The 14,840-nt window shown below is 74.0% G+C and carries 13 protein-coding genes; 5 read left to right on the top strand and 8 right to left on the bottom strand.

Translation table 11 applies throughout. The features are described 5' to 3' along the window. Position 1: 1 nt before the first annotated feature. Positions 2-1,897: a sensor histidine kinase gene (locus Mco01_RS00810; protein ID WP_204054970.1), complete on the top strand. Its 1,896-nt coding sequence runs from the start codon at positions 2-4 to the stop codon at positions 1,895-1,897. Continuing rightward, a complete protein-coding gene (locus Mco01_RS00805; RefSeq protein WP_204054969.1) occupies positions 1,890-3,326 on the top strand; it encodes a phytoene desaturase family protein in 1,437 nt (478 codons plus the stop codon). Before Mco01_RS00810 ends, Mco01_RS00805 begins: the two co-directional genes overlap by 8 nt. Here the strand turns inward: Mco01_RS00805 and Mco01_RS00800 are convergent. From Mco01_RS00800 to murA, 6 genes are all read right to left on the bottom strand, one after another. Continuing rightward, positions 3,292-3,651, bottom strand: a complete 360-nt coding sequence (locus Mco01_RS00800) for a response regulator transcription factor (protein WP_204054968.1) — start codon at positions 3,649-3,651, stop codon at positions 3,292-3,294. The two genes, Mco01_RS00805 and Mco01_RS00800, sit on opposite strands and share 35 nt — an antisense overlap. A 52-nt stretch (positions 3,652-3,703) precedes the next feature. Beyond that, on the bottom strand, positions 3,704-4,384 hold the full coding sequence (locus Mco01_RS00795) for a response regulator transcription factor (protein WP_307825539.1): 681 nt from the start codon (positions 4,382-4,384) through the stop codon (positions 3,704-3,706). Then, positions 4,359-5,036, bottom strand: coding sequence for a response regulator transcription factor (locus tag Mco01_RS00790; RefSeq protein WP_204054967.1), 678 nt, complete (start codon positions 5,034-5,036; stop codon positions 4,359-4,361). Before Mco01_RS00790 ends, Mco01_RS00795 begins: the two co-directional genes overlap by 26 nt. Before the next feature lie 66 nt (positions 5,037-5,102). Then, the gene (locus tag Mco01_RS00785) at positions 5,103-5,690 is read right to left on the bottom strand and encodes an LGFP repeat-containing protein (protein ID WP_204054966.1); all 588 of its coding nucleotides are present in this window, start codon (positions 5,688-5,690) and stop codon (positions 5,103-5,105) included. A 365-nt stretch (positions 5,691-6,055) separates the two neighbouring features. Next, positions 6,056-8,644, bottom strand: coding sequence for a transglycosylase domain-containing protein (locus tag Mco01_RS00780; RefSeq protein WP_239103238.1), 2,589 nt, complete (start codon positions 8,642-8,644; stop codon positions 6,056-6,058). Between the two features lie 52 nt (positions 8,645-8,696). Next, entirely contained in the window at positions 8,697-10,001 is a 1,305-nt protein-coding gene (murA, locus tag Mco01_RS00775) for a UDP-N-acetylglucosamine 1-carboxyvinyltransferase (RefSeq protein ID WP_036321352.1), read from the bottom strand. Positions 10,002-10,081: 80 nt separating this feature from the next. On the opposite strand from murA, the gene Mco01_RS00770 reads away from it, so the two are divergent. Then, positions 10,082-10,567 carry a hypothetical protein gene (locus tag Mco01_RS00770; RefSeq protein WP_204054965.1) on the top strand — a complete coding sequence of 162 codons (486 nt, stop codon included), beginning with the start codon at positions 10,082-10,084 and terminating at the stop codon, positions 10,565-10,567. A gap of 13 nt (positions 10,568-10,580) precedes the next feature. Here Mco01_RS00770 and Mco01_RS00765 read toward each other — a convergent pair whose 3' ends face one another. Together Mco01_RS00765 and ybaK are read right to left on the bottom strand one after the other, a co-directional pair. Next, positions 10,581-11,969, bottom strand: coding sequence for an amidase (locus tag Mco01_RS00765; protein WP_239103237.1), 1,389 nt, complete (start codon positions 11,967-11,969; stop codon positions 10,581-10,583). A 96-nt stretch (positions 11,970-12,065) separates the two neighbouring features. After that, positions 12,066-12,563 (bottom strand): Cys-tRNA(Pro) deacylase, encoded by a 498-nt coding sequence (ybaK, locus tag Mco01_RS00760; protein ID WP_204054963.1) that lies wholly within the window; start codon positions 12,561-12,563, stop codon positions 12,066-12,068. A 154-nt stretch (positions 12,564-12,717) separates the two neighbouring features. Between ybaK and Mco01_RS00755 the strand changes: the two genes are divergently transcribed. Both Mco01_RS00755 and Mco01_RS00750 read left to right on the top strand, forming a co-directional pair. After that, positions 12,718-13,323, top strand: coding sequence for a hypothetical protein (locus Mco01_RS00755; protein ID WP_204054962.1), 606 nt, complete (start codon positions 12,718-12,720; stop codon positions 13,321-13,323). 175 nt (positions 13,324-13,498) lie between these two features. After that, positions 13,499-14,836, top strand: coding sequence for a ThuA domain-containing protein (locus tag Mco01_RS00750; RefSeq protein ID WP_204054961.1), 1,338 nt, complete (start codon positions 13,499-13,501; stop codon positions 14,834-14,836). Positions 14,837-14,840 lie beyond the last annotated feature (4 nt).

Raw genomic sequence — 14,840 nt, 5'->3', positions numbered from 1 at the left:
CGTGATCGCCGCATCCGTCGTCGTCGTCGCCGTCTGGATCCTGGCGGCGGTGGCGGCGCTGCTCGGCGACAGGCCGGGCCTCGCCCGCGCCGCGATCCTGGTCGCGGCCGCGCAGGCAGCTGCCACCGTGTGGCCCGTCCTCGCGCCGCTCGCCGTCGCCGCGTGGCTGACCTGTGGTCTGTCGCTGCCTGACGGAGAGCTTCGCACCGCGCCCCGCCGTTCGATCGCCGGACTGGCCTGGCTGGGGGCGGCGGCCTGGGCCGTCCGGCTGCCGGTGACGCCGCCGGCCGTGGTCGCCGCCACCGTGGGGGGCGCGACGGTGGCGCTGGTCGCGGTCCTCGCGCGCTGCCCGAGCGCCCCGGCGCCCCGCCGCCGGACGCTCCAGTGGATCGCCGCGGCCGGAGTCGTGACGTCCGCCGCCCAGATCGTGATCTACGCCGTGCATCTGCTGCTCGGCATGCCCGAGAACGTGCTCCCGTGGGCGCTGCTCGCGATGGCGGTGCTCCCGGCCGGGCTCGCCCTGGCGCAGGCGTCCGGCACGGCCCGGCTGGCCGAGCGGGCGCTCGTCGAGGCCGTGGTCGTCGCGGGGCTCGCGCTGCTGGTGGTGGCCGTCTACCTGGTCGTGGTCGTCGGCCTGGCCCGCGAGCCCGTCGGGGCCGAGCGCGAGGTGCTGCTGGCCAGCGTGGTCGCCGCCCTCACCGCGGTCGTGCTCGCCCTGCCCGTGCGCTTCCGGCTCGTCTCGCTCGGCGTCTCGCTGCTCGGCAGGCGCGGGCAGACGCCGGAGGAGGCGCTCGCCTCGTTCGGCGCGCGGATGAGCCGCGCGGTGCCGTTCGACGAGCTGCTGCTCCAGCTCGTGGAGTCGCTGCGCGCGGCGCTCGGGCAGGCGGGCGCCGAGGTGTGGGTCGGCACCGACGGCGTGCTCCACCGGACGGTCAGCGTCCCGGAGCGCCCCCCGGCCGTGCTGACCCTGAACGACAAGGAGCGCCTGGTCGTCGGCCGGACCCGCATCGGCGGCACGGCCTGGCTGTCGGTCTGGCTGCCCGCCCTCGTCGAGGACCGGGAGGCCCCCATCCGGGTGGCGCCCACCGCCCACCTGGGCGACCTGCTCGGCCTGCTGGTCGTCCGGCGGCCGCGCGAGGGCGTCGAGTTCTCCGACGAGGACGACCGCGTGCTCATCGAGCTGGCCCGCCAGGTCGGCCTGGCCCTGCACAACATGCGGCTGGACTCCGCCCTGCAGGCCTCCCTGGAGGAGCTGCGGCAGCGCAACGAGGAGCTGCAGGCCTCCCGGCTGCGCATCGTCACGGCCGCCGACGCCTCACGCCGGGCGATCGAGCGCGACCTGCACGACGGCGCCCAGCAGCATCTCGTGGCCCTCTCGGTCAAGCTCGGCCTCGCGCGGGAGATCCTCAAGGAGGACGCGGCCATGGCCGCCGAGCTCCTGGAGGAGCTGCGCAGCGACGTGCAGCAGACCAACGCCGCGTTCCGCGAGCTGGCCCACGGCATCTACCCGCCGCTGCTGCGCGACCACGGGCTCGGCGAGGCGCTGCGCTCGGTCACCCGGCGCGTCCGCCTGCCGTACACCGTGGAGGTGGGCCTGACCCGGCGCTATCCGGAGCAGGTCGAGGCCGCCGTCTACTTCTGCTGCCTGGAGGCGATCCAGAACGCGGGCAAGCACGCCGGGCAGGGCGCTTCGGTGGAGGTCCGCATCGCCGCCGACGACGGCGTGCTGCGCTTCAGCGTCGCCGACGACGGGAGGGGCTTCGACCCGGGCGGCGGGCAGGGGCACGGGTTCGTCAACATGACCGACCGGCTCGGCGCGCTCGGCGGACGGCTGTTCGTCGAGTCGGCGCCCGGCGCCGGAACGACGATCAGGGGAGAGGTGCCCGTCGATGGCTGACGGCTTCGACGCGGTTGTGGTCGGCTCGGGCCCGAACGGGCTGGTGGCGGCCGTCACGATGGCCGAGGCCGGCCGGCGCGTCCTGCTGCTGGAGGCCGCCGGCGCGTTCGGCGGCGGCCTGCGCACCGAGGAGCTGACGCTGCCCGGCTTCCGGCACGACGTGTGCGCCACCGTGCTGCCGCTCGCGCGGGCCTCGCCCGCGTTCCGCCGCATCACCGGGGAGCTGGGCGTCACCTGGGCCCACCCCCGCGTGCAGGCCGCCCACCCGCTCGACAAGCGGCCGGCGGTGCTGGTCCACCGGTCGGCGGAGGAGACCGCGCTGGGGCTCGGCCGGGACGCCGCCGCCTGGCGCGCCACCGTGGGCGCGACCGCCCGCGGGGGAGACCCGCTGGTCGACACGCTGCTCGCCCCGCTGTCGGTGCCGCGCGCGCCGCTGCGGGCCGCCCGGTTCGGCGCGCTCGCCGTCCTCCCCGCGACCGTGCTCGCCCGTACGGCGTTCCGCACGGCGCCGGCGCGGGCCGCGCTCGCGGGGATGGCCGCGCACTCGATGCTCGACCTGCGCGCCCCGATCACCGGCGGCTACGGCCTGATGCTGGCCGCGCTCGCCCACCACGTGGGGTGGCCGGTGGTGCGCGGCGGCTCCCAGCGGCTCGCCGACGCGCTGGTCGGGCGGCTCAGGGAGCTCGGCGGCGAGGCGGTGACCGGCCACCGCGTCCGCGACCTCGGGGAGGTGCCCCGGGCCCGGACGATCCTGCTGGACCTCACGCCGCGCCAGGTTCTGGCCGTCGCCGGCGACAGGCTGCCCCCCGGCTACCGGAGGAGGCTGACCCGGTTCCGGTACGGCCCCGGGGTGTTCAAGCTCGACTGGGCGTTGTCGGGCCCGGTGCCGTGGACCGACCCCGCGGTGGGGGAGGCCGCGACGGTGCACCTCGGCGGCGACCTGGAGGAGATCGCGCACGGCGAGGCCGAGGTCGCCCGGGGACGCCATCCGGAACGGCCCTACGTGCTCCTCGTCCAGCCCTGTGTGGCCGACCCCTCCCGCGCCCCGGCCGGACGGCACGTCCTGTGGGCGTACTGCCACGTGCCGAACGGCTCGGCCGTGGACATGACCGAGGCGGTCGAGGCGCAGGTCGAGCGGTTCGCCCCCGGCTTCCGCGACCTCGTCCTGGCCCGCCGGGTCATGGACACGACGGCCCTGGAGGCCCGCAACGCGAACCTGGTGGGCGGCGACATCGGCGGCGGGTCGGGTGACCTGGGCCAGTTCGTGGGCCGTCCCGTCCACTCCCCGCACCCGTGGGCCACCCCGGTGCCCGGCCTGTACATCTGCTCCGCGAGCACCCCGCCCGGCCCGGGCGTGCACGGCATGGGCGGGTGGCAGGCCGCCCGCCTGGCCCTCAGACGGGAAGCCCGCGCAGCAGCGCCGGAGTGAGGTCGTCCTTGCGGACGTAGGCGAGCGCGCCGCAGCTGACAGCGTCAGGCGGCAGGTCCTCCACGGCGTACGTGGACACCAGCACGATCTTCATGTCGGGGGCCTCGGCCAGGATGCGGCGCGTCGCCTCGATGCCGCTCATCCCGGGCAGGTTGATGTCCATCAGGATCATCGACGGCCGGTCGCCGAGAGCCAGGGTCAGGGCGTCCTCGCCGGTCACGGCCTCGCCCACCACGCGCCACCCCGGCAGCAGCCGGATCAGCGCGCGGGCGACCGACCGGAACGGCGCCTGGTCGTCCACGATGAGCACGTCGACCCCTGTCATACCTCCAGCCTCCCGGAACGCCGTCTCCCGTCCAAGGGCGGGACCACCACGGTCACCGCGTGCTAGCACCACCGTGGTCGGCCAGGTACATCAGCACCGCCATCACCCGCCGGTTCACGTCCGGCTCCGTGCCCAGCCCGAGCTTGGCGAACAACGTGTTGATGTGCTTCTCCACGGCCCGCTCGGTGAGGAAGAGCGCGGACCCCACGGCGGCGTTGCTCTTCCCCTGCGCGATCTGCCCCAGCACCTCGCGCTCACGCGTCGTCAGCCGGCCCAGCGGCGACGACCGGGTGTGCGCGGAGTCGGCCACCAGGGCCTCCACCACGGCCGGGTCGATCACGGAGCCGCCCCGGGCCACCGTCCGCACCGCCTCGATGAGCTGGTGCGGGTCGCTCACCCGCTCCTTCAGCAGGTACGCCCGGCCGCTGCTCCCCCCGGCCAGCAGCGGCGTCGCGTACGCGGGCTCGGCGTACTGGGACAGCACGACCACGCCGACCCCCGGCCGGGACGCGCGCAGCTCGGTGGCCGCCCTGATCCCCTCGTCGGACGACAGGGGCGGCATCCGGATGTCGGTGACCACCACGTCGGGGTCGTGCTCGTCCACCGCCGCCATGAGCTGGGGCAGATCGGCGCAGGTCGCGACCACCCGCAGGTCGGGCTGCAGGTCGAGGACCCGCCGCACGCCCTCGCGGACGAGCATCGAGTCCTCAGCGATCACGATTCTGATGGGCACCGGTCCCCTCCATGCGCAGCCACGTGAGCACCGCGAGGACGCGGCGGTTGTCGTCGGGGGTCTGGCTCAGGTCAAGCTTGTTCAGCACCGCCGCGATGTGCGCCTCGACCGTCTTCGCGCCGAGGAACAGCGTCCGCGCGATCGCCGCGTTGGACCTGCCCTCGGCCATCAGGCGCAGCACGTCGCGCTCCCGCGGCGTGAGCCGGTCGGCCATCGCCTCCGCCCGGCGCAGCTCGAACAGCTGGCCCACGATCTCGGGGTCGACCGCGACGCCGCCGGACGCCACCCGCTCCAGCGCGTCCCGCAGCGCGGCCGCGTCGTCGACCCGGTCCTTCAGCAGATAGCCGACGCCGCGCGGGCTCGCCTCGAGCAGCCGCGCGGCGAAAGCGCCCTCGGCGTACGTCGACAGGACGAGCACGCCGAGGGCGGGGTACCGCTTCTTCAGTTCCACGGCCGCCACCAGCCCCTCGTCGGTGAAGGTGGGCGGCATCCGCACGTCGAGGACGGCGGCGTCCGCGGGCCGGGTCTCCAGCATGGACGCGAGCTCGGCGGTGTCGCCGGCCTGCGCCACGACGGTGACGCCGACGTGGTCGAGCAGGAGCGCCAGGCCCTTGCGGAACAGGGCCGAGTCGTCGCAGATCACCACGCGCATGGGAGCCAGTGTGGCACGGCCGGCGGGGATCGGGCCCCGGCCTCCGCGGGCGGCCGGCCGGGGCGGTCAGACGTTCACCGAGACGGGCAGCGTGTAGCCCTGGCGGCAGGTGTCGCCGAGGACCTTGCTGTCGCATCCCTTGACCCAGAACGTGTAGGTCGAGGCGTAGCCGTTGCTGTTGGTCACGCCGCTGGGCCGGGAGTGGGTCACCTTCCCGCTGGTGCGCGAGCCGCTCTTGACCGTGTACGTGGGGTAGATGAGGGCCAGGGAGGAGGGCAGGTTCTGCGTGGGGTCCGCGGTCCAGTAGACCCGCCAGTAGTCGTAGTTGAACGGGGTGGTGGGACCCCAGCGGAACACCGCCTTGCCGTTGGCCTCGTACGCCGCGACGATCATGTTGGGGCCCTGGTCGGGGGACCAGGCGATCTGGCCGTTGGTGAAGCGCTGCTTGCGGCCGTTCTTGTTCGGCAGGCTGTACTCGGCCGAGGTGGGGCAGCCGAAGACGCCGTTCGCGCCCCCCATGGCGGTCCAGTAGTCGCCGATCAGGCCGTACGGCTTGATGGAGCACGCGGTGGCGGCCTGCGCGGGCGAGGCGGCCGGGAGGACGGTGGCGAGGGCGGCGGCGCCGAGGAGAAGGGCGCTGGCGGTGCGAGTCATCGTGGTCTCCTTCGTCGTTTTCGATGGGTCCACGATGCGCCGGAGGGCCCGCCCGCCACCTCCTGGGCACCCCTTCGACGATCTCAGGGATTTCCCTGTCGTTCCCGCGAGTCTCCTGCCACGGTCCGAGGCGACGAGCCGGCGGCACGGTGGCGCGGCGGCGGGGCGGTACGGCAGCACGGCGGCCCGGTGGCGCGGCGGCCCGGTGGCGCGGTGGCGCGGTGGCGCGGTGGCACGGTGGCGCGGTGGCGCGGTGGCGCGGTGGCGCGGTGGCGCGGTGGCACGGTGGCACGGTGGCACGGTGGCACGGTGGCACGGTGGCACGGTGGCACGGCGGGACGGTGGGGCGGTGGGGCGGGGACGGTTCAGCGGTGACGGCGGGGCCCGCCGCCGTGGCGGTGTTCGGCGGGGTGCCGGCCGCCCGAGCCCGCAGCGCCGCGCGGATGGGCGCCGCGCCCGTGGCGGGGGGCCATGGCGGCGGCCGCGGCGTGCGGGGCATGCTGGGCGTGCTGGGCGTGCTGGGCGTGACCGCCACGCGGAGCCTCCGCGCGGCGGCCCGTGGGGGTCCACCGGTGCCGGTGGTGCCCGGCGCGCGCCTTCGCGGCGCTCCGGTCGTCCCCGCTGTGGACGCCCGTGCGGGGCGGCGCCGGCGCGGCGGCGCGGGGCTCGGCCAGGTGGGTGACGTGGACGGCCGGGACCTCGACGCGGGGCACGTCGTCCCCGGTGGCCGTCGCCGGCTGCCCGGTGGCGAGCTGGCCCGGCCCGGCGTCCTGCCCTCCCGCCGAGACGTCGTCGCCGGAGTTCGCGTGGTCCCGCTTCTCCCGCTCTTCCTTCTTCTTCTTGTTCTTCTTCCGCTCCTTCTCCAGGGCCTCCTTCAGGCCCGGGGTGAAGCCGCCGCCGAACCGCGACATGTCGGGCGGCGCGAACCGGGTGGCGGGGGTGCGGCGCAGCGCCGCCCGCATGGAGTCGACCCAGATGGGGCCGGGGAGCGAGGCCCCCTGGACGGCGCCGTAGTAGCGGCCGCCGATCGTCACGCCCCTAAGGGGGTAGCGGTAGGAGCCGCGGATGTCGCCGAGGCTGACCGCGGCGGCCAGGTTCGGGGTGTACCCGGCGAACCAGGCCGACGTGTAGCCGTTGTTCGTGCCGGTCTTGCCGGCCGACGGACGCCCGATCGACTGGCCCCGCATCGTGCCCTTGGTGAAGACCCCGGACAGGACGTGGTTGACGGCGTCGGCGATGGCCGGGTCGAGCGCGGTCACGCAGGCCGGGGGCACGTCGGTGCGGGTGCCGTCCCGCTCCACGATCGCGGTGATCGCCAGCGGCCGGCAGTACCGCCCGCGGGAGGCGAACGAGGCGAAGGCGGCGGCGACCGTGGTGGGGTCCATCTCGTTGACGCCGAGCGTGAACGTCGGCACCTCGTGCAGCGGCTCGCCGTCCGCCCGCCGGATGCCGAGCGCCCGCGCCGTCCGGACGACATTGCACAGGCCGACCTGACGCTCCAGCTTCATGTAGAAGATGTTGACCGACTTCCAGGTGCCGAGCTCCAGGCTGTACGGCCCGCCGCGGCCCTCGCCGCTCGCGTTGTAGATGGTCGTCCGGGGGGCGTTGACCGCGCGGCCCGCGCAGTCGCGGTAGCCGCTGCCGGGCACGAACGACCCGGGCGTCTGGAAGCCGTCGCCGAACCGCATCCCCTCCGACAGGGCCGTGGCCAGCGTGAACGCCTTGAACGTCGACCCGGCCTGCAGGCCGAGCCCGCCGCCGTGCGCGGTGTCGGCCGCCAGGTTGTAGGTGGTGTTCGGCCCGATGTCGCGGTCGTGCGGGTTGCGGCCGTAGTGCTTGCTGGTGGCCATCGCCCTGATGAGCCCGGTGCCCGGCTCGACCATGGTCTCGGCCGCCACCTGGTCGTCCCGCGGGTTCACCCGGGCCGCGATGGCCCGCTCGGCGGCCCGCTGCGCCGCCGGGTCGACCGTGGTCCAGATCGTGAGCCCGCCCCGCTGGAGGCGGCGCTCCCGGTCGGCCCTGGTGTAGCCGAACGCCGGGTTCGTCAGCACCTCGTGCTCGACGTACACGCAGAAGAACGGGTAGGCGCTGCCCGAGCAGCCGCCCGGCTCGGGGCGCATGCGCAGCCCCAGCGGCCTCGCCGTGGCGGCCTTCGCCGCCTCGGGCGTGATCACCCTCAGCTCGGCCATGCGGTTCAGCACGAGGTCGCGCCGCGCCCTCAGCCGTTCCCGCTGGGCGTCCCCGAGGGACGGGTCGGTGTCGTACGGCGTGCGGACGGCGCCCGCGAGCGTGGCCGCCTGGATCAGGTCGAGGCGGCCGGCGTCGACCCCGAAGAACCGCTGCGCCGCCGACTGGACGCCGAAGGCCCCCGCGCCGAAGTAGGCGATGTTGAGGTAGCGCTCCAGGATCTGGTCCTTGGTGTACTTCCTCTCCAGCGCGAGCGCGTACCGCAGCTCGTCGAGCTTTCGCCGGACGTTGCGCACCCGGGCGAGGGCCCGCTCCTGGTCCGACTCGGCCTGGTTGACCATGATGTTCTTCACGAGCTGCTGGCTGATCGACGAGCCGCCCTGCCGGATGCCGCCCGCCTGGGTGTTGGCGACCAGGGCCCGCAGTGTGCCCTTGATGTCGAGCCCGCCGTGCTCGTAGAACCGGGAGTCCTCGATCGCGACGATGGCCTGCCGCATGACGGGGGCGACCTCGCGCAGCGGCACCGACTGGCGGTTCTGGTAGTAGAACTGGGCGATCTGCCTGCCGTCGCGGTCGAGCAGCCGGGTCATCTCGGGCAGCGGGTCCTCGCGGGGCGGCGGAGGCAGCTCGGTGAACGTCGACGCGGCGCCCTTGGCGGCCAGGCCGGCCCCGCTCACCATCGGCATGACCAGCCCGGCGACCAGCAGCCCCCCGGCGGCGCCGCACAGGCCCAGCACGGCCGCGGCGCTGAGGAGACGAGAGGTCACGGGATATCAGTGCGGCCCGCGACCCCTTCCCAAACGCGCGGCCCCCAAAGCTTTACGTAAGCCTGTTGATCTTCAGCCCGAGCGAGGTGAACTGGTCGTACGGCCGGTGGTAGCCCCGTTCGATGTGGTTGACGCCGCGCAGCGTCGAGGTGCCCTCGGCGACCGCGGCCGCGAGGACGGCGGAGAAGCCGGCGCGGATGTCGGGCAGCGTGACGTCGGCCCCGCGCAGGTTGGACACGCCGCGGACGACGGCCGAGTGCTTGGCGTTGGTGTCGTGGTAGCGGCAGGCGGGCCCGCCCAGGCACTGCGCGAACACCTCGATCTCGCAGCCCATCTTCTGCAGCGCGGGGACGTACACGAGCCGGTTCTCGAAGACGGTCTCGTGCAGCACCGACATGCCCTCGGCCCGGGTGAACAGCACCATCAGCGGGGTCTGCCAGTCGGTCATGAAGCCGGGGTGGGTGTCGGTCTGCACGGCCGCCGCCCGCAGGCCGTCGGGGGCCGACGCGGTCAGCCAGTCGTCGGTGATCTCGAACCTGGCGCCCATCCGGGCGAGCGTGGTGATCGCGGTGACGAGCCGGTCCTGCGGGCAGCCGTGCACCCGCACCTCGCCGCCCGTCACGAGCCCGGCCACGAGGTAGGAGAACGCCTCGATGCGGTCGCCCGCGAGCCAGGTGGAGGCCCCGTGCAGGCGCTCGACGCCCTCGATGACGATGCGGCGGTCGGGGCTGAGCTCGATCATCGCGCCCATCCGCTGGAGGAACAGCGCGAGCTCGACGACCTCCGGCTCCATGGCGGCGCCCTTGATGACCGTCTTGCCCTCGGCGAGCACGGCCGTCATCAGGATGGTCTCGGTGGCGCCGACGCTCGGGTAGGGCAGCGTGATGCGGCTGCCGCGCAGCCGGGTCGCCTTGGCCGTTATGCCGCTCTCGCCGACCTCGATCTCGGCGCCCATCGACTGCAGCGCCTCGACGTGGAAGTTGACCGGCCGCCGCCCGATGGGGTCGCCGCCGACCAGCGGGACGAACGCCTCGCCCGCCAGGTGGAGCAGTGGGCCGAGCATGAGGATCGGGATCCGGTTGAGCCCGGTGTACTCCTCGGGCACCCGGGGGCGGATCTCCGGGCCGCGCTCGATGGTGATCTCGCCGGGAGTGATGTCCACGTGGATGCCGAGCGCCTCCAGCATGGCGGCGGTGAGGCCCACCTCGCCGACCTCGGGCGCGTTGTGCAGCGTGCTGGGGCCCGTGCCGAGCATGGCGGCGACCATGTGCTTGGACACCGCGTTCTTCGATCCGCGGACCTCGACGTCCCCGCGCAGCGGGCCCGACGGGTCGATCTGCCATACCTCTTCAGTCACGCTGCTCTCCTCGGCTGCCGCTCGTTCTGAGCAAGACTAACGGGACCGGGTGCGATCACCGTGTGGGTACCATCTGGACGGTGCGGCATCTCCGGGTCAATCTGGCGGCGATCGCCGTGACCGTGCTGGTTCTGGCCCTGCTCGGCGCGGTCGCGGGCCTCGTGTGGTCCGCCCTGGCGCCCGCCACGCGGTACGTGCTGATCGACGGCGGCCCGCAGCTCGCCGACCCGGAGACGCAGACGCTGATCGACGCGGACGGCTGGTTCGCGGTCGTGACCGGGGCGGCCGGGCTGCTCAGCGGCGCCGGCGCGTACGTCCTGTCGCGACGCCGGCCGGTCGAGGCCCTGGTGGCGCTGGCCGGCGGCGGCCTGCTCGCCGGGTACGTCGCCCTGCTGGTCGGCCGCACGGCCAAGGGGACCGCCCACGCGGCCGGGCCCGCCGGGCTCACCGCCACCTCGTCGCTCACCGTCACCGCCCACGGCGTGATGTTCGCCTGGCCGCTGCTGGCCACCGGCGTGTTCTGGGTCGTCGAGTTCGTGGCGAGCTACCGCCATCGGGGGGAGTGACCCGGGCGGGGACTCAGGCCGGCGCGGTCCGCCAGTGGCCGGTCGCCCGCTCGAAGGCGTGCCCCAGCCGCAGGACGTCGAAGTCGGCCCAGGGCCTGCCGACGATCTGGACCCCCACCGGCAGGCCGCCGGAGGTGAACCCGCAGGGCACCGACATCGCGGGCGCGTGCAGCACGCTGATCCAGTAGCACGAGCGCATCCAGGCCAGGTAGTCGGGCATCGCCACCCCCGCGACCTCCGTGACGTACGGCTGCTCGACGGGGAACGGCGGCACCTGGCTGACCGGGGCGACGAGGAAGTCGTGCTCATCGAAGAACGCGCCCATCCGGTGGAACAGCGCGGTCCGCAGCCGCTCGGCGCGGGCGAGGTCGGCGCCGGTCACCTCGCGCCCCCGCTCGACGTTCCACGCCACGTTGGGGCCGACCTCGGGCAGGTCGCCGAAGGCCAGCGCGTAGTACCACGACCGGTACGTGCGGAACGCCTCGTCGGCTCCGGACAGGTCGAGGTCGACCTGCTCGACCTTGGCCCCGAGCCCCGCGAGCACCCCGGCGGCCCCCGCCGTCACCCGCGCCGTCTCCGGGTCGACCGGCAGGCCGCCGAGGTCGGGGCTGTAGGCGATCCGCACCCCCGACAGGTCGAGGTCGAGCGGCCCGGCGAAGACCGAGCCGTCCTCCCGTACGGAGTAGGGCGAGGACGGGTCGAAGCCCGCGACGGCCGACATGAACAGGGCCAGGTCGGCGACCGTGCGGGCCATCGGTCCCGGCACCGACAGCGTGAACCACGCGGCCGTCTCCGAGCGGGACGGCACCCGCCCGGGCGTCGGCCGCAGCCCGGCCACGTTGCAGAACGACGCCGGATTGCGCAGCGAGCCCCCCATGTCGGAGCCGTCGGCCAGCGCGACCATGCGGGTCGCGAGCGCCGCCGCGGCCCCGCCGCTGCTGCCGCCCGCGCTGCGCGAGGTGTCGTACGGGTTGCGGGTGGCGCCGAACACCTCGTTGACCGTGTGGGAGCCGGTGCCGAACTCGGGGGTGTTGGTCTTGCCGAGCGCGATGCCCCCGGCCTCGCGGATCCGCCGCACCAGCGGGTCGTCCCGGTCGGGCACGTGGTCGGCGAACAGGCGGGAGCCGTACGTGGTGCGGACCCCGGCCGTGTCGGCCAGGTCCTTGTGGGCGACCGGCAGGCCGTGCAGCGGGCCCCGCCAGCGGCCGCGCGCGAGATCGTCGTCGGCGCGTCTCGCCTCCTCCAGCGCCCGCTCGGCCGTCAGCGTCACGATGGCGTTGACCCGGCCGTTCGCCTCGCCGATCCGGCGCAGGTGCGCCTCGACCAGCTCGACCGCGCTCACCCGGCGGTCGCGCAGCAGCGCCGACATCTCGGTGGCGGTGAGGTCCACCAGCTCGCTCACGTCTCGGCCCCCCATGCGTACGGCTCGCGCCTCCGGCTCACGCCCCCGAGTCTCGGGGGCGGGGCCGGGCGCGGGCGATGGCAATTGTCGACAGGCTCAGAGCTTGGCGATGGGGGCGGTCGCCGCCCCGGTGAGCCGGACGAGGGTGGCCGGAGCCGTCTCGATCTGCAGGCCGCGGCGGCCGGCCGAGAAGTAGATCGTCTCGAACCCGAGCGCCGACTCGTCCACCACCGTCGGCAGCCGCTTGCGCTGGCCGAGGGGGCTGATGCCGCCCACCACGTAGCCGGTGACCCGCTCCACCTTGGCCGCGTCGGCCATCGCGGCCCGCTTGCCCTTCAGCGCGGCCGCGAACGCCTTGAGGTCCAGCTTGCCCGCGACCGGCACCACCGCCACCGCGAGACCCCCCTCGGTCTCGGCGACCAGCGTCTTGAAGATCCGCTCGTACGGCACGCCGAGGGCGTCGGCCGCCTCCTCGCCGTACGCCTGGGCGTTCGGGTCGTGGTCGTAGGGGTGGAGGGTGAACTCCGCCTCGGCCCGGGTGAGGGCGACCGTCGCCGGAGTGCCCTGGCCGCCCTTGCTCTTGGTCCTGCTCACGTCCGCAAGCCTAACGGCGGCCCGGCCGCCGACTCCGCCGCGTTCCCGGGGCCTGTGGACGACCGGCGGCCCCTCCTTGATGATCTAAAGGGAACAATATGGCTTTATAAGGTCTTTAACGGTCCAATAAGGATGGCCGGGGGAAGGGCTGTCGATGAGGGCGGTCGGCGACGTCGTCAGGGGAGAGGCCTGTCTGTTCGGAGGCATCGCGCTCTGCGTGGTGCTCCGGCCGGAGGGGCTCGCGGCGAACAACGGGATGAGCTACTACGGCGTCCACTGGCTGACGGTCACGCCGTACGTGGGGGCCCTCGTGGGCGCGGCGCTGTTCATCCGCAGGGGGCTGCGCGGCGTGGCGGCCGCCACCCCCGCTCCGGAGCACGTGCGGCGGATGGCCGACGTCTTCGTGGCCCTGCTGATCGGGATCGTGCTGACCCCGTACACCCTGGGCGGGGCTGTCGACTGGGCGCACCGAGGGCTGGGGGCGGCCCTGTTCGCGCTCCAGCTCGTGCTGGGGACGCGCCTGGTCGCCTGGGCGCACGGGGACGTGCTCGGCGTCGCGTTCCTGCTGGTCCAGCTCGGCGGAGGGATCCTCGCGGCCGTCTTCGTGCTCCAGCCCGACGGCCTGCTCATCCACGGGGAGGCGACGTTCCAGCTCGGCTTCGGCCTGCTGCTGGTCAGGGTCCTCCCGCTCGTGCCGTCCCGCGCGCCGGTCGCCGGGCCTCCGGGGCGCGAGCAGGACGTCAGCCCGGCGACCACGTGAGCAATAATCGTAAAGAACCTTGACAATTACTCTGACTACTACTTGAATCAAGTCGTCACCAAACCTCCCGGAACGCCGGTCGTCCCACCGTGCCCGGAGGCGGGCGCGGTGTCCCCTCCGCATATGGCTGGAGAGCGGACGACCGCCCCCACCCCCCGACGAGAGGACGACGCGGATGCGCGGAGACGGCAGGACGGGCGCGAGGCCCGTGTGGACGAGCAGGTGGGTGCGGCTGGCCGCCCTGCTCGCGGTCGTGGCAGGCCTGGTCGTGCCGGCCCAGGCCGGTGCCCGGGCGGCGGCGGCCCCCCGGTTCAAGGTCCTCGCCTTCTACAACGGCACCTGGGACCCGGCGCACATCAGCTTCGTGCAGGAGGCCAACCGGTGGTTCCCGCAGGCCGCGGCGGACAACGGCTTCTCCTACACGGCCACCAACAACTGGGACCAGCTGAACGCCTCGACGCTGGCCCAGTACCAGGTCGTGCTGTTCCTCGACGACCTGCCGCAGACCGCGTCCCAGCGGTCGGCGTTCGAGCAGTACATGCGCGGCGGCGGCGCCTGGATGGGCTTCCACGTGTCCGCGTTCACGACCGACCCGGGGAGCTGGCCCTGGTACCACCAGGAGTTCCTCGGCACGGGCGCCTTCAGGAGCAACAGCTGGGGCCCGACCGCGGAGACGCTGCGGGTCGAGGGCGGCCCGCACCCGTCCACGGCCCGGCTGCCCGCCACGTTCACCTCGTCGGTGAGCGAGTGGTACAGCTGGACCAACGACCTGAGGACCAACCCGGACATCAGGATCCTCGCGTCGATCGACCCGTCGAGCTTCCCCGTCGGCACCGACCCCAGCCAGACCTGGTACAGCGGCTACTACCCGATCATCTGGACCAACAAGAACTACCGGATGCTGTACGCGAACTTCGGGCACAACGCGATGGACTACGGCACCAACACCACGTTGTCCTCCACGTTCGGCAGTGAGGTGCAGAACCGGTTCGTCATCGACGGACTGCTGTGGCTCGGCGGCGTCACCACGCCCACCAGCCCCAGCCCCTCGCCGTCCCCCTCGCCCTCGCCGTCCGGCACGATCTCCCCGACGGCGTGGTACGCGCTGGTGAACAAGGGCAACGGGACGTGCGTGGACGCCCGGGCCGCCTCCACCGCCAACGGCACGGTCGTCCAGCAGTACACCTGCAACGGCACGTACGCGCAGCAGTACCAGATCCAGCCGACCAGCGGCGGCTACGCCCGGATCGGCAATCGCAACAACGCGGCCCAGGTGATCGACGTGAAGGACGTCTCCACCGCCGACGGCGCCCCCCTGCAGCTCTGGGCGTACGGCGGGGGCTCCAACCAGCAGTGGCAGCCGGTCGCCGAGGGCGGCGGCTACTACCACTTCGTGAGCAGGCTGAGCGGCAGGTGCATGAGCGCCGGCTCCTCGGCGGCCGACAGCGTCCAGCTGGTGCAGCGCACGTGCGACGGCGGGGCGGCCCAGTCGTTCCGGCTCTCCCCGGCCTGACCGG

The sequence above is a fragment of the Microbispora corallina genome, assembly GCF_016863035.1.
GTDB classification, from domain to species: Bacteria; Actinomycetota; Actinomycetes; order Streptosporangiales; family Streptosporangiaceae; genus Microbispora; species Microbispora corallina.
The sequence above is the reverse complement of the archived record's forward strand: the minus strand, read 5'-3'. Positions and strand labels throughout refer to the sequence as shown.